This is a genomic window from Mycobacterium sp. NPDC004974, from assembly GCF_053600815.1.
Genome location: NZ_JBSGAQ010000003.1, coordinates 394,958 through 411,574 on the forward strand (window position 1 = coordinate 394,958; position 16,617 = coordinate 411,574).

18 protein-coding genes are annotated in these 16,617 nt (G+C 67.0%); 2 read left to right on the forward strand and 16 right to left on the reverse strand.

The window, feature by feature from the left end; all coding sequences use genetic code 11:
- Positions 1-11 precede the first annotated feature (11 nt).
- The 8 genes from ACWEFV_RS10070 to ACWEFV_RS10105 all read right to left on the reverse strand — a co-directional run bounded on the left by ACWEFV_RS10070 (position 12) and on the right by ACWEFV_RS10105 (position 7,893).
- Positions 12-896, reverse strand: coding sequence for a polysaccharide deacetylase family protein (locus ACWEFV_RS10070; protein ID WP_450070060.1), 885 nt, complete (start codon positions 894-896; stop codon positions 12-14).
- A gap of 79 nt (positions 897-975) precedes the next feature.
- A complete protein-coding gene (locus ACWEFV_RS10075) occupies positions 976-2,289 on the reverse strand; it encodes a PhoH family protein (RefSeq protein WP_135457564.1) in 1,314 nt (437 codons plus the stop codon).
- Positions 2,290-2,489: 200 nt separating this feature from the next.
- Positions 2,490-3,317 carry an acyl-ACP desaturase gene (locus ACWEFV_RS10080; protein ID WP_450070061.1) on the reverse strand — a complete coding sequence of 276 codons (828 nt, stop codon included), beginning with the start codon at positions 3,315-3,317 and terminating at the stop codon, positions 2,490-2,492.
- Positions 3,318-3,385: 68 nt separating this feature from the next.
- On the reverse strand, positions 3,386-4,849 hold the full coding sequence (locus ACWEFV_RS10085; RefSeq protein ID WP_450070062.1) for a glycine hydroxymethyltransferase: 1,464 nt from the start codon (positions 4,847-4,849) through the stop codon (positions 3,386-3,388).
- Between the two features lie 10 nt (positions 4,850-4,859).
- Entirely contained in the window at positions 4,860-5,384 is a 525-nt protein-coding gene (locus ACWEFV_RS10090; protein ID WP_450070063.1) for a hypothetical protein, read from the reverse strand.
- 43 nt (positions 5,385-5,427) lie between these two features.
- The gene (locus tag ACWEFV_RS10095; protein WP_450070064.1) at positions 5,428-5,748 is read right to left on the reverse strand and encodes a hypothetical protein; all 321 of its coding nucleotides are present in this window, start codon (positions 5,746-5,748) and stop codon (positions 5,428-5,430) included.
- A gap of 283 nt (positions 5,749-6,031) precedes the next feature.
- Positions 6,032-6,442 (reverse strand): hypothetical protein, encoded by a 411-nt coding sequence (locus tag ACWEFV_RS10100; protein ID WP_450070065.1) that lies wholly within the window; start codon positions 6,440-6,442, stop codon positions 6,032-6,034.
- Positions 6,443-6,672: 230 nt separating this feature from the next.
- On the reverse strand, positions 6,673-7,893 hold the full coding sequence (locus ACWEFV_RS10105; protein ID WP_450070066.1) for a DUF885 domain-containing protein: 1,221 nt from the start codon (positions 7,891-7,893) through the stop codon (positions 6,673-6,675).
- Between the two features lie 30 nt (positions 7,894-7,923).
- Here ACWEFV_RS10105 and coaA point away from each other — a divergent pair, with 30 nt between their 5' ends.
- Complete coding sequence (coaA, locus tag ACWEFV_RS10110) at positions 7,924-8,862, forward strand: type I pantothenate kinase (RefSeq protein ID WP_135457578.1); 939 nt, start codon at positions 7,924-7,926, stop codon at positions 8,860-8,862.
- Positions 8,863-8,921: 59 nt separating this feature from the next.
- On the opposite strand, the gene ACWEFV_RS10115 is transcribed toward coaA, so the two are convergent.
- From ACWEFV_RS10115 to ACWEFV_RS10130, 4 genes are all read right to left on the reverse strand, one after another.
- On the reverse strand, positions 8,922-9,335 hold the full coding sequence (locus ACWEFV_RS10115; RefSeq protein WP_450070067.1) for a hypothetical protein: 414 nt from the start codon (positions 9,333-9,335) through the stop codon (positions 8,922-8,924).
- Between the two features lie 120 nt (positions 9,336-9,455).
- Positions 9,456-9,881, reverse strand: a complete 426-nt coding sequence (locus ACWEFV_RS10120; RefSeq protein WP_450070068.1) for a hypothetical protein — start codon at positions 9,879-9,881, stop codon at positions 9,456-9,458.
- A gap of 136 nt (positions 9,882-10,017) precedes the next feature.
- Positions 10,018-11,391 (reverse strand): hypothetical protein, encoded by a 1,374-nt coding sequence (locus ACWEFV_RS10125; RefSeq protein ID WP_450070069.1) that lies wholly within the window; start codon positions 11,389-11,391, stop codon positions 10,018-10,020.
- Positions 11,392-11,406: 15 nt separating this feature from the next.
- Positions 11,407-12,198, reverse strand: coding sequence for a (2Z,6E)-farnesyl diphosphate synthase (locus ACWEFV_RS10130; protein ID WP_135457585.1), 792 nt, complete (start codon positions 12,196-12,198; stop codon positions 11,407-11,409).
- A 56-nt stretch (positions 12,199-12,254) separates the two neighbouring features.
- On the opposite strand from ACWEFV_RS10130, the gene trhA reads away from it, so the two are divergent.
- The gene (gene trhA / locus ACWEFV_RS10135) at positions 12,255-12,998 is read left to right on the forward strand and encodes a PAQR family membrane homeostasis protein TrhA (RefSeq protein ID WP_135457587.1); all 744 of its coding nucleotides are present in this window, start codon (positions 12,255-12,257) and stop codon (positions 12,996-12,998) included.
- Between the two features lie 68 nt (positions 12,999-13,066).
- Here trhA and ACWEFV_RS10140 read toward each other — a convergent pair whose 3' ends face one another.
- The 4 genes from ACWEFV_RS10140 to mca are packed head-to-tail and all read right to left on the reverse strand — an operon-like array spanning position 13,067 to position 16,616.
- On the reverse strand, positions 13,067-13,441 hold the full coding sequence (locus ACWEFV_RS10140) for a nuclear transport factor 2 family protein (protein ID WP_135457589.1): 375 nt from the start codon (positions 13,439-13,441) through the stop codon (positions 13,067-13,069).
- 10 nt (positions 13,442-13,451) lie between these two features.
- Positions 13,452-15,491, reverse strand: coding sequence for a thioredoxin domain-containing protein (locus ACWEFV_RS10145; RefSeq protein ID WP_135457591.1), 2,040 nt, complete (start codon positions 15,489-15,491; stop codon positions 13,452-13,454).
- Positions 15,451-15,753 carry a hypothetical protein gene (locus ACWEFV_RS10150; RefSeq protein WP_135457593.1) on the reverse strand — a complete coding sequence of 101 codons (303 nt, stop codon included), beginning with the start codon at positions 15,751-15,753 and terminating at the stop codon, positions 15,451-15,453. The genes ACWEFV_RS10145 and ACWEFV_RS10150 overlap by 41 nt, the downstream gene beginning before the upstream one ends.
- A complete protein-coding gene (gene mca / locus ACWEFV_RS10155) occupies positions 15,750-16,616 on the reverse strand; it encodes a mycothiol conjugate amidase Mca (RefSeq protein ID WP_135457595.1) in 867 nt (288 codons plus the stop codon). Before mca ends, ACWEFV_RS10150 begins: the two co-directional genes overlap by 4 nt.
- Between the last annotated feature and the right edge of the window lies 1 nt (position 16,617).

Here is a 16,617-nt window from a genome sequence, read left to right on the forward strand (position 1 = left end):
TATCTCAGTTGTCAGGCCCCGTTGTTGGGGCCACCCGAATTCGCCCCGGGGATGTCGGTGATCGGGAAGTTCGGCATCGGCGCGGGCGAGGGGGTCGCGGGCAACGACGGGGTCTCTTCCGGCGGAATATCCTTGATGGCCTCGGCCGGCGGCACGGGCGGGCCGTTCTCGCGGCTGCCGTAGCTGGTGCCGGGCTCGCGCTCACCGAGCATGTGGCTGACGGTCACCAGGTGGTAGCCGTTGGCCTTGAGAACCGGGATGAACTGCTGCACCAGGTCCACGGTGGACGAGTAGGTGTCATGAAAAAGTACGACGTTGTTGGGCCTGATCTGCGTCATCAGCATGTAGCGGGTCGCAGCGGTGTTGGCGTCGTTGGCCCAGTCGAACGGGATGACATCCCAGTTGATGTCGGCCAGCCCCTGCTTGCGGGCCTCGGCCAGCACCTCGTCGTTGACCAGTCCGCCTGCCGTGCGAACCAGCTTCGGCCGTTGGCCCGTCGCGGCCTCGATGGCGTCACTGGCCTTGCTGAACTGGGCCGGGATCTCCTCGGGCGGAATGGTCGTCATGTTGGGGTGTTCCCAGGTGTGGCTGCCCAGTTCCATCCCGGCCTCGACCACCCGCTTGGCCCCCTCGGGGTTGGCGGCGACCTTGTTGCCGATCTCGAAGAACGTGGCCTTGGCGTCGTTGTCCTTCAGGATCTGCAGGAGCCGGTCGGTGTACGGGCCGGGCCCGTCGTCGAACGTCAGCGCGACGCACCGCTCCTTGGAACAGTCCACGTCATCCGGGTCGTCCCGGCGGATGTGCCCGGTGAGCACCCCCACCACCAGGACCACGACCGCGGCGGTCACGCCGACTGCCGTCCACCGCCACGCCTGACTGTTGGGGAGCCTCGCCACTCCGGCAGCCTACCGGCTGGTGATTTGTGCACCTCCCGTAACGCCTGCCGTTACGGGAGGTGCACAAATCACTCCGAACTCAGGGCAGCGCGCCGGGGCTGAACTCCTCCAGCATCTCGGTGACGAGCGCGGCGATCGGCGAACGTTCGCTGCGCTGCAGCGTGACGTGGGCGAACAGCGGGTGCCCCTTGAGTTTCTCGATCACCGCCGCGACGCCGTCGTGGCGACCCACCCGCAGGTTGTCCCGCTGGGCCACGTCGTGGGTAAGCACCACCCGCGAGCCCGCGCCGAGCCGCGACAGCACGGTCAGCAGCACATTGCGTTCCAGTGACTGCGCCTCATCGACGATGACGAACGAGTCGTGCAGGGACCGGCCCCGAATGTGGGTCAGTGGAAGCACTTCCAGCATTCCGCGGGACAGCACCTCGTCGAGGACCGCGGGGCTGGCCAACCCTTCGAGGGTGTCGAAGACGGCCTGAGCCCACGGACCCATCTTCTCGCTCTCACTGCCGGGCAGGTAGCCGAGATCCTGTCCACCGACCGCATAGAGCGGACGGAACACCACGACCTTGCGCTGAGTTCGGCGTTCCAGCACGGCTTCCAGGCCCGCGCACAGGGCGAGGGCGGATTTGCCGGTGCCGGCCTTGCCGCCGAGCGAGACGATGCCGACGGAATCGTCGAGCAGCAGATCGAGGGCGACGCGCTGTTCGGCTGACCTTCCCCGGAGGCCGAACACTTCGCGATCACCGCGCACCAGCTGCACCCGCTTCTCGGCGTTGACCCGCCCGAGCGCCGAGGAACTACCGCCCAGCAACCGAATTCCGGTGTGGCAAGGCAGATCCCGAGCCTCGGTCAGATCGATCTCGCCGTCGGCGAACAGCGTGTCGATATCTCCTGCCGCCACGTCGAATTCGGTCATCCCGGTCCAGCCGGACACCACGACATCCTGTGCGTGGTACTCGTCGGCAGGCAGGCCAACCGCACCGGCTTTCACGCGCAACGGGATGTCCTTGCTCACCAGCGTGACATGCTTGCCCTCCGCAGCGAGATTGGCCGCACACGCGAGGATCCGGGTGTCGTTGGTCTCGGTACGGAACCCCGTTGGCAACACCGACGGATCGATGTGATTCAACTCGACCTGTAGCGTGCCGCCTTCTGCGCCAACAGGAATCGGCTGATCCAGCCGTCCATGCTCAAGCCGCAGATCATCGAACATCCGCAGCGCCTGCCGGGCGAACCAACCCAGCTCGTGGTGATGCCGTTTGGCCTCCAGCTCGCTGATCACGACCAGCGGGACCACCACTTCATGCTCGGCGAACCGGGTGCATGCCCATGGATCGGACAGCAACACGGACGTGTCGAGCACATAGGTACGGACAGGAGTATCAGTCACGTGGCGCTCCTAGAACCCGCGCGGCCCCACACGAGTTGCTCGGTGGACACTGCGGCACCAGGACCGGAGCCGGTCCTCTCGTGATCTAACCGATCGGTACCGTCCGGACAGCAGAGCATGTCGCTAGCCATCGGATTCGACGCTACTCCCGCCTCGGCGGGGTTGCTGGCTGGCGCGCCGCGTGTGGGGCGCCCGGCGCGTTACGTGTTGATGAACTCCTGGAGCTGCGGCTCATCGGCCAGCCCCCAGGCGCTGATCCGGTCGGAGATGACCTGCGCCAGAGCGGCCTTGTCGAAGATGCCGACCTCGGCCACCAGAGCGACCTTGTCCTGGTATGCGTCGATGTCGGCGCCGATCACGTCGAGGTCGCGGGCCCGGGCCGCGATGGCCGCCACGGTCTCGTCGCGGTGGGTGCCCAGCAGGTGTGCCACCAGGTTGGCGAAGAACAGCTCGTGGCGCTCTTCGTCGAGGACGATGCGGTCGACCATCGCGCCCAGCACCGGCTCGGCGATCTGCGCCCGCAGGTTGCGGGTGAACACCGCATGCGCACGCTCGAAGAACGCCATGAACACCAGCGTCTCGATCTGGCTGTAGCTGTCGGCGCGGTAGCCCTTCATCACGTGCTCGACGCGGACGTCCTCGTTGGCCGTCGGGTCGATCTCGCGGGTGACGACGAGGTAGTTGCGCAGCGCGACGGCGTGCAGGTGCTCCTCGGCGGTCCAGCGGCCGAGGAACCGGCCCCACTTGTCCTCGAGGATGAAGTGCTCGACGAGCTCGCGGTGATAACCGGACAGGTTGTCCTTGGTGATCAGCAGGATCTCCAAGGCGTCGGTGACGTTCTTGGGAAGCGTCACCTGCGAGGGATCCCAGTCCTGGCCACCGAGGAAGGCGAAATTCTCGCCCTGGTCGAACGGCACGTAATCGTGCGCGTACCAGAGGTCCTCGGTATCCAGGTGGCGGCGCAGCTCGGCCTCGACAACCGGCTCGAGCTCCAGGGTCAGCGCATTAGCTACAGGTTTCTGTGCCATGCGGTAACTGTAACCCGGGTTTACAGGTTTCTGAAACTCAGGTCACGTGTGATGTAGCCCGCTCCGGTTCAGAGGGTGAGGCCCGGGTACAGCGGGTTGGCGTCGAGCAGCTCGGCCGAGGCAGCGCGCACGCGCTCGGCGGTGCCGTCGGCCACCTTGTACTTGGCCTTGGACGATCCATCGGCCTGCGTGTTGGACAGCACGTCGACGATCAGCTCGGCCACGCGATCGAAGTCGTCGGCGCCGAATCCGCGGCTCGTCAACGCCGGGGTGCCCAGCCGGATGCCGCTGGTGTACCAGGCGCCGTTGGGGTCCGCCGGGATCGCGTTGCGGTTGGTGACGACGCCCGCATCCAGCAGGGCGGACTCGGCCTGGCGGCCGGTCAGACCGAACGAGCGCACATCGAGCAGCACCAGGTGGTTGTCGGTGCCACCGGTCACCAGGCCCGCGTCACGCTTGACGAAGCCGTCCGCCAGCGCCTGGGCGTTGTCGGCGACCTGCTGGGCGTAGGCCTGGAAGGCCGGTTGGCGCGCCTCGGCCAGGGCGACGGCCTTGGCCGCCATCACGTGGCTCAGCGGCCCGCCGAGCACCATCGGGCAACCCTTGTCCACCGCCGGGGCGAATTCCTCGGTGGCCAGCACCATGCCCCCGCGCGGGCCGCGCAGCGACTTGTGCGTGGTGGTCGTGGTGACGTGGGCGTGCGGCACCGGGTTCTCGTCACCGGTGAACACCTTGCCCGCGACCAGACCGGCGAAGTGCGCCATGTCGACCATCAGGGTGGCGCCGACCTCGTCGGCGATCTCGCGCATCTTGGCGAAGTTCACCCGGCGCGGGTAAGCCGAATAGCCGGCGACCAGCACCAACGGCTTGAACTCGCGGGCCGCGGCGGCCACCGCGTCGTAGTCCAGGAAACCCGTATCGGGGTTGGTCCCGTAGCTGTGCTGATGGAACATCTTGCCCGAGATGTTGGGCCGGAAGCCGTGGGTCAGGTGCCCGCCGGCATCCAGGGACATGCCGAGCAGACGCTGGTTGCCCAGCTTGCTGCGCAGGGTCTCCCAATCCGCCTCGGACAGGTCGTTGACGTGCTTGGCGCCGAGCTCGGCCAGGCCTGGCGCCTCCACCTTGGTGGCCAGGATGGCCCAGTAGGCAACGAGATTGGCGTCGATCCCGGAGTGCGGCTGGACGTAGGCGTAGGGGGCGCCGAACAGTTCGCGGGCGTGCTCGGCAGCCAGGGCCTCGACGGTGTCGACGTTCTGGCAGCCCGCGTAGAAACGGTGCCCGACGGTGCCCTCGGCGTACTTGTCGGAGAACCAGGTGCCCATGGTGAGCAGCACGGCCGGGGAGGCGTAATTCTCGCTGGCGATCAGCTTGAGCGAATCACGTTGATCGGCAAGCTCTTTGCGGGTTGCTGCCGCGATCCTCGGCTCGACGGATTCGATAACCTGCAGTGCGGCCTGGTAGGCGGCGCTTGAGGTGTCGGCGTAATCAACGCCGGAAGCCGCGGGCAAGGTGGATGACGAGTCTGCTGCCATGGCATTCAGCCTAGTCGGAGCGGTGGTAGCCGTTCATCGGGCCCGGGCCTGGGTAACCGGGCAGATGACCGGGGTACGGGTATGGCGGCTGAGGCGGCTGTGCAAGCGCCAGACCTCGGGTGAGCTTGGTGAGCAGCACGAACCAAGCGGCAACCCCGACGACTACCGATGCCGCCCACAGCAGACTGCTGACGGTTTCCATGCGCGGCCCCTCGCCGATCACCTTCATCAGGACCGACGGGAAGGTGTCGGGGCTGTCTCCGCCGTCGACACAGGCGAGCCCGAACACGAACATCGACACCCACAGGATGACCTGCGCCCAGGCCTGGCCGGAGGTGAGTTCCCGGCCCGGCAGTTTACGCATCATCCTGCTGGTCGCCACCAGGCAAAGTGCCAGCCACGGTGCGGCGAGGACGCCGAACACCACCATCCAGCCGAGCTGCGCAAACAGTCCCCGACCGATCACCATCCACGCCAACAAGAGCATGTTGAGCGGCATCGCCAGCGCGGGGATGTACAGCCGAAACTCAGACACCCTCCGAGCCTAAGCCCGCAATGTCGACGGGATCAGCGGCAGATCACTTGGGGTGGCTCCAAGCGCCGCCGCCCTTGCCGTTGGCGAAAGCGCCGCCCGGCCAACCCTTACTCCAATCGTGACCAGCCCAGGCACCTCCGGGCCACCCCTTGCTCCAGTCCCAGCCGGCCCACGCTCCGCCGGGCCACGGGATCTTGAGACCAGGTGTCGGCGGGGACACCGTGTGGCCATTCAAGACGACGACAGGATCGGCATTGGCCACCGCTGCGGGTCCGACGAATCCGGCCAGCCCCATCGAGCCCGCCACCACGACCACGCCGGCCATCACCTTGATCCGGTTCGATTTCGTCCCTGTTGCAGCCATCTCGACTCCCTTTGCCGCCATCCGGTTTCGCCGCCGCGATTCTCAGCAAATATTTTACGCTTCGCCGAAAGGGCCTATCAAGCAGCCGGCCGGCGCGGGCCCCATGACCCGCGGCAGCGCAAATCAAGGTCAGTATTTGCGCTTTCAAATGGCTTTTCAGCGGAGGAGCTAGACCCGCCCGGACATGCCCCCAGCTGGCGCGAGCGCGGAATCCGGAGCAGTCCACAGCAAAGTTTTGAGCCAGGCGGACAATTGAGTCCGCCCGGCTTCTCGGGTTGTCAGATCAGTCGCGGTGAAACCACGCGCCACCGGCCTTGCCGTGGATGGCGGCGCCGCCGCCCTTGCCATTGGCGAAACCGCCGCCGGGGTATCCCTTGCTCCAATCGTGGCCGGCCCACGCACCGCCGGGCCACGGGCTGACGAGGGGCGGGAGCTGTGTGCCACCAGATACGCCGGGAATGCTGGGGATGCCGGAGATGGCGGACGTCACCGGATCGCTACCGACCTTCGTGAAGGGAGCTTTTTTGCCGCCGGGACTGACCGGCGCCACCGGATCACTGCCGACCTTCGTGACGGGTTCGGCATTGGCCACCGCGCCCGAGCCGAGGATCCCGGCGAGCGCCACCGCGCCGGCCGCCACGATCACGCCGGCCACGCGCTTGATCTTGTCCAGTCTTTCCCTTGTTGCTGCCATGGTTTTTTCCTTTGCCCGACCCGGCACCGTCACCGGGCCCTACGGCAACAATGTTACTGACCGGTAACTAAGCGATTCAAGCGCTTGAGACCACCGTCATATCGGCGAAGAAACGAAACGTAGAACACTGTCAGGCAAATGCCAGGCGCCCCTCAGGGCGGCGTTGAAATCGTGTCTAGGGCTTTGCTGTCGGGCGCCACGCACCGGCGGCCCGCGACTCGGGCGCGAGCCTAGGCCGTCCGCAATGTCGACGGGATCAGCGGCTCGTCGAGCAGCCGACCGAAGCGTTGGGTCAACGTCACACCATCGGGCCGGTCGTCCAACCACGCCCGCAGCAACCGGTAACCCTCGATGTAGGTGCTGGTGTAGGCCCGCCACAGCGGCGAGGACAGGAACCGCAGCGACTGTCTGGCGCGGTCGTCGTCGACCAGCAGCCACCGCTTGAGGAACTCCGCCACCTCGTCGACGTCGCGATGCTCGTCGTGCAGCATCAGCGCCGCGTCCTGGCGCACATCGGCCAGCCCGGCCACCGCCTCCGAGATCGCCTCCGCGCGTTCCCCGTCGAACCGCAGCCCCAGGTCGGCGTAGATGTCGGCGGCCCATGCCCCCCAGCCCGGCCCGACGATGGCATGCAACGCCAGGTCGGCCAGGCCCTCGGCCATCAGGCACTGCGGGGTGTTGACGAGGAAGATCGTCTGTTCCAGTTCGCCGTCGCGAGCCACCAGGCCGGCCTCTTTGCGGCAATGCTCGGTGTGATGGCCCGGGTAGGACTCGTGGGCCACCAGCCGGGGCAGGTTGGCCATCTGTTGTTTGAGGTCGGCGTTGACCGCAACGGTGGACTTGTAATCGCCCAGGTAGTAGTTGAACCCCGACCACGGCTTGTCGGTGACCACCTCATAGGTGATGGTCTCGGTCTCCGGCAGGGGGTACGCGGCACGCACCTTGTCTCGCAGGGCCGACGAGAACGCGTGGATGCACTCCTCCAGCCGGGCCGGCGGGATCTCGTCTCCGGTGCGGTGGGCCTGAATTCGCTCGGTCAACGGGCCGGTGCCGCCGAGTGCGTCGTCGAGTTTGGCGTGCGCCTGGCGGTACTTCTCGGGGTCGCCCTTGCTGATCCGCACGTCGAAATAAGCCTGTACCTCGTCGACGAAACCGACCTGCTCACCGGCGAACTTGCGGCCCGCGCAGTTGAGCGCGCGCAGATGCGCGGCAATGTATTCGGCGCGGTCGTGATCGAGATCGTCAGGGATCTGGGTCAGTAACCGATCAGCCTGGCGGGCCAGCTCGGCCGGGTCCGGCGCGGGCTCGTTCTCCACCGCGCGGCGCAGCTGCGGGTCACCGGTGAAGGAGTCGACGTAACCGTCCTCGACCCGGTCAAAGCGCAGGCCGAGCAGCAGGTACTCGCGGATCAGCTCCGCTGAGTCTGACTTTTTGTCGATCCCATTACCCATGCCGACAACCGTAGATGCAAGACTGACCGAATGCCGCGGCCGAGCGAGCCGAGCCCCTATGTGGAGTTCGACCGAAGTCAATGGCGTGCACTGCGCATGTCGACACCGCTGAAACTCAACGAGGACGAGCTGCTGCGCCTGCGCGGTATGGGCGAGAAACTCGACATCCTCGAGGTCGAAGAGGTCTATCTGCCCCTGGCCCGATTGATCCATCTGCAGGTGGCCGCCCGGCAGCGCTTGTTCGCCGCGACGGCGGAGTTCCTCGGTGAGCCGCAGCAGAATCCGGACCGGCCGGTGCCGTTCGTCATCGGCGTCGCGGGCAGTGTGGCGGTCGGAAAATCGACCACCGCCCGTGTGCTGCAGGCCCTGTTGGCCCGCTGGGGCCACCATCCCCGGGTCGACCTGGTGACGACCGACGGATTTCTCTACCCGAACAAGGAGCTCAACCGCCGGAACCTCATGCACCGCAAGGGGTTCCCGGAGAGCTACGACCGGCGCGGGTTGATGCGGTTCGTCACCGCGGTGAAATCCGGGGCCGACGAGGTCTGTGCGCCGGTGTACTCACACCTGCTCTACGACATCGTGCCGGGTGAGAAGCAGGTGGTGCGGCACCCGGACATCCTGATCCTGGAAGGGCTCAATGTCCTGCAGACGGGGCCGGCGCTGATGGTCTCGGACCTGTTCGACTTCTCGGTGTACGTCGACGCACGTATCGAGGACATCGAGAAGTGGTACATCTCCCGGTTCCTGACCATGCGTTCGACGGCGTTCGCGGATCCGGCCTCACACTTCCACCACTACTCGACGCTGACCGATGAGCAGGCCGTGTTCGCCGCGCGCGACATCTGGCATTCGATCAACCGGCCCAACCTGATCGAGAACATCCTGCCGACCCGGCCGCGGGCCACCCTGGTGCTCCGCAAAGACGCCGACCATTCGATCAACCGGCTGCGGCTGCGCAAGCTCTAGCCGGAGCACAGACACCAGATCGCCCAGAACCACAACGGTTCTGGGCGATCGCAGGTCGATCAGGCCGTCATTCGCTTGACCCCGACGTACTGCAGTTCGGCCATCGCCAGCGTGTAGATGCCGGTGCCGATGACGACCACGACGCCCGCGGTGGTCAGCGCCATGGTGAAGACAGCCACCAGGGCGATCACCGTGCAGGCTGCGTTGGCGACCACCGTGCCGATACCCGCGGGACGCACCCGCTCGATCCCGGCCAGGGCGAACACCGCGATGCCGTAGACGACCGAGAACACGCCGACGCCGTATTCGACGGATTTCGGCAGCCCGGTGAGATCGGCGAAGTACCCGGCCGCGGCCAGCAGTGCGACCCCGGCGATGCCGACGAGGACTGCGTCGAGCCGCATGGCCAGGCGCAGCAATGAATCGGTTCCCTTCCTGGTGCCAGCGGATCCGGTGGCGGTGATGGCGGTCATGATTCTCCTTCTCTCTGGTGGCGATAACTTGTCGTGCATTCACTTCGAGCGGTGGAGCACGGTGCGGGGATACGCGCCGTAACCTCTTGCGGCGGCACCCCGCACCGGCTCGGGAAGGAGTCACGCCAGACGGCGCACTCCGCGGTACTGCAGCCAGGCCAACACGAAGGTGGCGCCGACGAATCCGAGTACCAACTCGTCGCCGGTCCCGGTCAACGACAACCAGCCGGTCATGATGGCGACGACCGTGGTGATCGCGAATGCCACGTTGCCTGCGAGGACCACGATGCCCACACGCCGGACCCGCGAAACCACGGCCAGGACGTACAGCAGGGCGCCATAGCCGACCAGGGCGGCGCCGACGAACCACCCGGTGGTGGCGGACAGGCCCGCGATACGGGCCAGTTGATCGGCGGCCATGGCGACCAGCAGGCCGACGCCGGCGCACACGGTGGCATCTGCGCGCAAAGCAAATCGCAGCAGAACATCTTCCGTAGCCGCTCCGGCGGTGGCGTCGGATTGGGGTCGGTTCAGGATCGCGGTCATATCGGGCTCCTCGGCGATGAGGGTGTCGATTGGTGGAACACCTCCGACCCTGCCCAGAAGGTGCTGCCAGATCGACGCCAAACACTGCCAAGCGCTGCCAAGCCCAGGTCAGCGCCGCTTCTGGAGGAGGAACTCCCTATCGGCCGGCGGAGCCGACCGCCGGTGCCAGGTCACCACGCAGGTCCGCCGCGATCACTCGCGCCGCGGCGTTCTGCCAGTTGTGGAGTGAGCGCTGTGGCACTTCGGTGACAAGCCACTGCCACGCCTGCCGCGCGACCGGGTCGAGACCGGCGGCGGTGGCGTTCTGCGCGTAGGCGCGGACCCCGACGACGTAGGGGAAGTACAGCGAGTTGTAGTGGCGCCATTGCTCGGTGGTGCCGAAATCGCCGCCGTCGCGGGGCTTGAGTGCGGCGATGCGGTCAGCCAGCAGCGCCTTCAGTTCGTTGGCCCGTTCCAGCGGCTGGTCCGGTGCCCCACGCTGTACCAGCCGGGCGTCGATGGCGGGCAGCGCGGTCAGCGGGCTGGCCACCAGTTTCGACAGATCGGCGTAGTGGCCGAGGGCACGTCGCGTGAGTCGGGCGAAGGCGTCGTCGTCGATGCCGCCCAGCGGATGATCCGATCGCAGCGGCAGTGCGGCCTCGGTCTGGCGCAATGCCTCGCGGTCGGCGCGCAGATCCGGGGACCGGGCGAAGGCCAACCGGTCGAACAGCCCGGCCAGCGGATCGGCCAGCACTTCCACCGCGACCGCGACGGCCAGGCTGGTGAACAACAGGATTGTCATGACCGTGCGGCCGGCTCCGGCATCGAGCACCGTCATGCCGATCAGCGCCTGGGCCGCGAACGGAACCGCGATCACCAGCGTGCCGATGATCGAGCGGCGCATGTCCGCTCGTAACGCCTGGCCCTCGTCGAAGGCGTCCCAGATCGCGACCGCCACACCGAGCAGTGCGACGTCGAACCCGGTGGAGGCCAGCGCCAACCAGCTCGGCACCAACCCGAGCGGGATCACCAGGATCGCGTTGCCCAGCGCGAAGAACAGCGTCGCGACGATGATGAAGCCCACCACCGATCCGGGTTTCGCGCCGCCGAGCACGGCCTTGACCATGGCGCCGAGCGAGGACAACGAGATCACCGCGAACATCACCCAGTGACCGGTCCGCAGCGGGCCGTCGACGCTGCCCGCGAGCCCCGCCCCGGCGAACGCCAGCACTGCGACGGCGAAGATCGCCGCGATCTCACCGACGCGGGACCGGAAGGTGTCGGCCGGGCGGGCAAGTTCGACCATGACCGCGAACCAGGCGATGCCCGGCAATGCCACCAGATAGATCTCGATGCGGCTGAGCACTTCCGAGCCGGTGACCAGCCGGACCGCGTCGAGCGCGACCACGGCCGCGAAGCTCGTCAGCCCGATCGCCGCGAGGACGAGGACGGGCTTACGCGGGTCGCGGGCAAGCAGGTATAAACCCAGCCACCAGCTGAGGGTGAAGACCACTGCCGACAGCGCAGCCATGTCTCAAGTTTGGCACTACTTGCCGAATCTGCGGTGCCGGGCCGTGTAATCGCGCAATGCGCGCAGGAAGTCGACGCGGCGGAAGGCGGGCCAGTACGCCTCGGTGAACCACATCTCCGAATATGCGCTCTGCCACAACAGGAATCCGCTGAGGCGTTGCTCACCTGAGGTGCGGATGACGAGATCCGGGTCGGGTTGGCCTGAGGTGTACAGGTTCTCGGAGATGCCGTCGACCGTGACCGCGTCCACGAGTTGTTCGGCGGTGGCACCGTTGGCCAGTTCCTTCGACAGGAGCGAGCGCACGGCGTCGACGATCTCCTGACGGCCGCCGTAGGCCACGGCCACGTTCACATGGAACTTCCCGCCCCTGCCGGTGGTCGATTCGACCGCCTCGCGCAGTCGACGGGCCGGCTCCTCCCCCAACAACTCCAGGTCACCGACGGTGCGCACCGTCCAGGTGTTCGACGGGGCACAGATCTCCTCGACCACGTCGGTGATGATCTCGAGCAGGGCGGACAGCTCTTCGGGATCGCGCTGCAGGTTCTCGGTCGAGAGCAGGTAGACCGTCGTCATCTCGATGCCTGCGGCCTGGCACCAGCGCAGCATCTCGGCGATCTTGGCCGCGCCCATCCGGTAGCCGATGCTGACGTCGTCGTAACCTGCGTCACGCGCCCAGCGGCGGTTACCGTCGCACAGCACCGCGATGTGGCGAGGTAGCTCAGCTCTGGACTGCGCCAGTTCCTGACGCAACCGCATCTCGTAGAGCCGATAGGCCGGTTCCTTGAGCCGCGGGGGAATGATGTCCACGAGAGTCCAGACTACTGTGAGCGTCGGGGTACACCACGGTTCTCAATGGAGGTGACATGACTGCGCCGACGGGTAGCACCAAGCCCTACCGCTCAGCGGCCGCACTGAACCGGCCCGCGGAAGATCTGCCCGAGGCGGTCGCCGAGGGCGTCGCCCAGTTCCTGGGCAAGCCGCGCGCACGGGGCTGGATCCACGTGTATTCGGCGGTGATCGCATTCATCGCCGGTGCGGCCCTGGTGTCGGTGTCGTGGTCGCTGGAATCCACCCGGGCCGGGCTGGCCACGCTGCTCTACACCTTCACGATCGTGGCGATGTTCACCGTCAGCGGCACCTATCACCGGGTGAACTGGAAATCCGCCTCCGCCCGCAAGTGGATGAAGCGCCTCGATCACTCGATGATCTTCATCTTCATCGCCGGCAGCTACACCCCTTTCGCGCTGCTGGCTCTGCCCGAATCCAAAGGCATGGTGCTGTTCTGGATCGTCTGGGGTGGGGCGATCGCGGGCGTGCTGCTCAAGATGTTCTGGCCGTCGGCACCACGCTGGCTCGGCGTACCGCTCTACATCCTGCTGGGCTGGGTCGCGGCCTGGTTCATCGGACCGATCATGCACGGGGCCGGGGTGGCGGCGGTGGTGCTGCTGATCGTCGGCGGCGCGCTCTACAGCATCGGCGGCGTGCTCTACGCGCTCAAATGGCCCAACCCCTGGCCCACCACGTTCGGCCATCACGAGTTCTTCCACGCCTGCACCGCGGTCGCGGCGATCTGCCACTACATCGCCATGTGGTTCGCCGTCTTCTGATCCGTCAGCACGCCAGAAACACAAAAGCCCCGCACCGTCACACGACGATGCGGGGCCTTCGACCGGAGCTAGAGCGTGACGGTGTCTGCCTGTGACCAGTAGGCCTTCATCGCGCTGATCTTGCCGTCGCCGTCGAACACCATCACGTCGATGGGCTCGATCTGCATGCTGGTGGTGCCGAAGTCCATCGTCAGCCGGAAGTGGAACGCAGCCTCGTGGCCGGCCACCCGGAGCGTCACCAGCTCGGTCTTGCCCTTGATGTTCTCGACGTTGGCGTAGAAGCCGCGGATGGCGGCCCGTCCGATGTGAACCTCACCGCCGCCCACCGGATCCTCGACGGTCGCGTCGTCCGCATACAGCTCGGCGATCTCGTCGGCACTTCCGCTGGCGACCAGGTCGAGGTAGCGCTTGACGGTCTGGGTGATTTGCTCGGCGTTGGGCATGGCCGCGAGGCTACACGGCGCCACTTCCGCCGTCCGGAGGTTCACCACCCAGCGAGACTGCAAGTTCCCCGACGGTGGTGACGGGCAGGTCACACACCGTGCCGCGACACACATAGGCGGCGTCGGCGCCGTCCACCCGGTCGCGCCCCCGAAGCAACGGCGACGAGTCTGCGGAACCTGGGGCACCCCCGACGACCAGTGCCCCACCGGGGGCCAGCCGGCGCGCGGCGGCCAACAGATCAGAGGACGGATCGCCGGCCACCGCGACCTGGATCGGTCCGCACACCTGCGCCTCCGCGACCGCCAGCCAGTGCCCGCCGGACCGGGCCGCACGGGCCAGGATCGGCGTGGCCGAGGACAACGTCGCCTGTGCTGCATCCACATACCGCTCAGACCCCGTCAGGTAGCCCGCCGCCTGCAGGGCCTCGGCGATCAGTGAGGCGCCCGACGGCGTCGCGCCGTCGATCGGGTCGGCGGGGCGCACCATGAGTTTCTCGGCGTCGTCAGCGGTGTCGAACCAGCGACCCGGCTGATCGGGATCCGCAAAGTGGTCGAGGGCGATATCCAACAACCCAACCGCCTCGGACAACCCGAAGCCGGTGAGCTGGTAGAGCGTGAGCAACGCGGTGGCCAGCGCCGCGTAATCCTCGAGGATGGCCGCGCTCTCCCCCACCCGACCGCCAAGGCCGGCACGGCGCAGCCGACCGCCCACCACGTGCAGGTCAAGCAATCGGCGCGCGCAATCGAGTGCCGCAGAAAGCAATTCGGGTTGCTCGAGGGCCACCGAGGCTTCGGCCAACGCAGTGATGGCCAGCCCATTCCAAGCGGTCACCACCTTGTCGTCGCGCGCCGGCTGGGGTCGCAGCGCGCGGGCCGCCGACAACGCCGTACGCACCGACTCGAAACGAGCCTCATCGTCGGGATCGCGATGCAGTTGCAGCACCGAGGCACCGTGCTCGAACGTCCCGTCGACCGTCACCCCGAAAAGTGAAGCCGCCCAATCTCCGTCGTCATCCCCCAGCACCGAGCGCAGTTCGGCGGGGGTCCACACGTAGGTCAGGCCTTCGCGCCCACCGGCGTCGGCGTCCAGCGACGAGGCGAACATGCCGCCGGCCCCCAAGTCCGACATGATGAAGGCGGCTGTCTGTCCAGTCACCCTGCGTGCCAACGGATCCCCGGTCCGACGCGCCAGGTGCGCGTAAGCCCGGAGCAGCAACGCGTTGTCGTACAGCATCTTCTCGAAGTGCGGCACCACCCAGTGGGGGTCGACGCTGTAGCGCGCGAATCCACCGGCCAGCTGGTCGTAGATGCCGCCGCGGGCCATCGCCGTACACGTGCGCTGCACGGCCGTCAGCGCCGGCACGGATCCGGTGCGTTCGTGGTGACGCAGCAGCCCTTCCAACAACGCCGAGGGCGGGAACTTCGGCGCGCCGCCAAAGCCTCCGTACGTCTCGTCCTCGTCGTGCAGCACCGCAGCCACCGCGTGATCGCACAACTCACGGCCCACCGGCGCCCCGCCGCCCGGCAGTCCGGCCGACATCGACCGCAATTCGGTGGCGATCTGATCCGAGGCCCGCTCGACCTCGTCGCGCCGATCCCGCCAGGTTTCGGCGACCGCGTCCAGCAGTTGCAGGAACCCCAGCTTCGGGTAGTACGTGCCGCAGAAGAACGGCCGGCCGTCGGGGGTCAGGAAGCAGGTCATGGGCCAGCCGCCCTGCCCGGTCAACGCGACGGTGGCGTTCATGTACACCGCGTCCAGATCGGGACGCTCTTCACGGTCGACCTTGATGCAGACGAATCCGTCGTTGAGCACGGCTGCCACTTCCGCGTCGTCGAACGACTCATGCGCCATCACGTGACACCAGTGACACGCCGCGTAGCCGATGGACAGCAGGATGGGGACGTCGCGCGAGGCGGCCTCAGCGAGCGCTTCGGGCGTCCATTCCCGCCAGTGCACCGGATTGTCGGCGTGCTGGCGGAGGTACGGGCTGGTGGACCCGCCGAGAGTGTTACCCGCCACCCGGCTCACGTGGCTGACCTTGGTGGTCATCGGGAGTGCTGTTCGCCGCGTCGCCATCCGCGTCCTCGGCCGTGCCCTCGTCGGCGGCCTGATCGGGCTCGGGGTGTTCCCGGTCGAAAGACTCGGGCAGCTTGCGCAGGTGCCGGTTCATCGACCAGACCAGTGCGAAGGTTCCGATCAGCAGCGCCACCGTGATGAGCAGGCCGAGCGGGGTCGCCTTACCGAACTCGGGTCCGGTGTTGCGGGGCTCGTCGGCGAGCAGTGTGACCACTGCAGTCAATGTGTCGATCATTTCTCAATCCCGGTGAACAGGTCGTCTTCCGGCAGATTCACCGGCACACGCGACCGCGCCAACTCGAACTCCTCAGTCGGCCAGAGCCGCTGCTGCCACTCGATCGGCGCATGGAAGAAATCGCCTTTCGGATCGATCTGGGTCGCGTGCGCGCGCAGCGCATCGTCGCGCTGACTGAAGTACTCCGAGCATTCAACACGGGTGGTGACCCGCTTGGCGAATATGTCGTGATCGGGTTCCCAGTGCTCCAGCCATTTGCCGAAGGGGCCCGTCCTACCGTTCTTGGCGAACTCGTCCTGCAGCAGTTGCATGCGCTGGCGCAGGAAGCCGTGGTTGTAATACAGCTTCGACACGCTCCAAGGCGTCCCGGCCTCGGGATACTGCCGGTGGTCGGCGGCCGCCTCGTAGGCCGCCACCGACACCTCGTGACAACGGATGTGATCGGGGTGTGGGTAACCGCCGTTCTCGTCGTAGGTGGTCAGCACATGCGGCTGGAACTCCCGGATGACCCGGACCAGCCGGCTGACCGGCTCGGCGATCGGCACACACGCGAAACAGCCGTCCGGCAGCGGGGGCAGCGGGTCGCCCTCGGGCAGACCCGAGTCCACGAAACCCAGCCAGTGATGCTCGACACCGAGAATCTCGGCCGCCTTGGCCATCTCGTCGCGGCGCACCTCGGTGATCCGGCCGTGGACCTCGGGGAGGTCCATCGCCGGATTGAGAATGTCGCCGCGCTCGCCACCGGTGAGCGTCACGACCATGACGCGCACACCTTCAGCCGCATAGCGTGCGGTGGTTGCCGCCCCCTTGCTGGACTCGTCGTCCGGGTGGGCATGCACCGCCATCAACCGCAGTTCACTCATT

What these genes read in the sequence shown, in the direction of transcription:
- ACWEFV_RS10080 (WP_450070061.1), bottom strand. Translation starts at nt 3,317, where the DNA reads ATGGCACAGAAACCTGTAGCTAATGCGCTGACCCTGGAGCTCGAGCCG.
- ACWEFV_RS10085 (WP_450070062.1), bottom strand. Translation starts at nt 4,849, where the DNA reads ATGGCAGCAGACTCGTCATCCACCTTGCCCGCGGCTTCCGGCGTTGAT.
- ACWEFV_RS10095 (WP_450070064.1), bottom strand. Translation starts at nt 5,748, where the DNA reads ATGGCTGCAACAGGGACGAAATCGAACCGGATCAAGGTGATGGCCGGC.
- ACWEFV_RS10100 (WP_450070065.1), bottom strand. Translation starts at nt 6,442, where the DNA reads ATGGCAGCAACAAGGGAAAGACTGGACAAGATCAAGCGCGTGGCCGGC.
- ACWEFV_RS10105 (WP_450070066.1), bottom strand. Translation starts at nt 7,893, where the DNA reads ATGGGTAATGGGATCGACAAAAAGTCAGACTCAGCGGAGCTGATCCGC.
- coaA (WP_135457578.1), top strand. Translation starts at nt 7,924, where the DNA reads ATGCCGCGGCCGAGCGAGCCGAGCCCCTATGTGGAGTTCGACCGAAGT.
- ACWEFV_RS10115 (WP_450070067.1), bottom strand. Translation starts at nt 9,335, where the DNA reads ATGACCGCCATCACCGCCACCGGATCCGCTGGCACCAGGAAGGGAACC.
- ACWEFV_RS10120 (WP_450070068.1), bottom strand. Translation starts at nt 9,881, where the DNA reads ATGACCGCGATCCTGAACCGACCCCAATCCGACGCCACCGCCGGAGCG.
- ACWEFV_RS10125 (WP_450070069.1), bottom strand. Translation starts at nt 11,391, where the DNA reads ATGGCTGCGCTGTCGGCAGTGGTCTTCACCCTCAGCTGGTGGCTGGGT.
- trhA (WP_135457587.1), top strand. Translation starts at nt 12,255, where the DNA reads ATGACTGCGCCGACGGGTAGCACCAAGCCCTACCGCTCAGCGGCCGCA.
- ACWEFV_RS10140 (WP_135457589.1), bottom strand. Translation starts at nt 13,441, where the DNA reads ATGCCCAACGCCGAGCAAATCACCCAGACCGTCAAGCGCTACCTCGAC.
- ACWEFV_RS10145 (WP_135457591.1), bottom strand. Translation starts at nt 15,491, where the DNA reads ATGACCACCAAGGTCAGCCACGTGAGCCGGGTGGCGGGTAACACTCTC.
- ACWEFV_RS10150 (WP_135457593.1), bottom strand. Translation starts at nt 15,753, where the DNA reads ATGATCGACACATTGACTGCAGTGGTCACACTGCTCGCCGACGAGCCC.
- mca (WP_135457595.1), bottom strand. Translation starts at nt 16,616, where the DNA reads ATGAGTGAACTGCGGTTGATGGCGGTGCATGCCCACCCGGACGACGAG.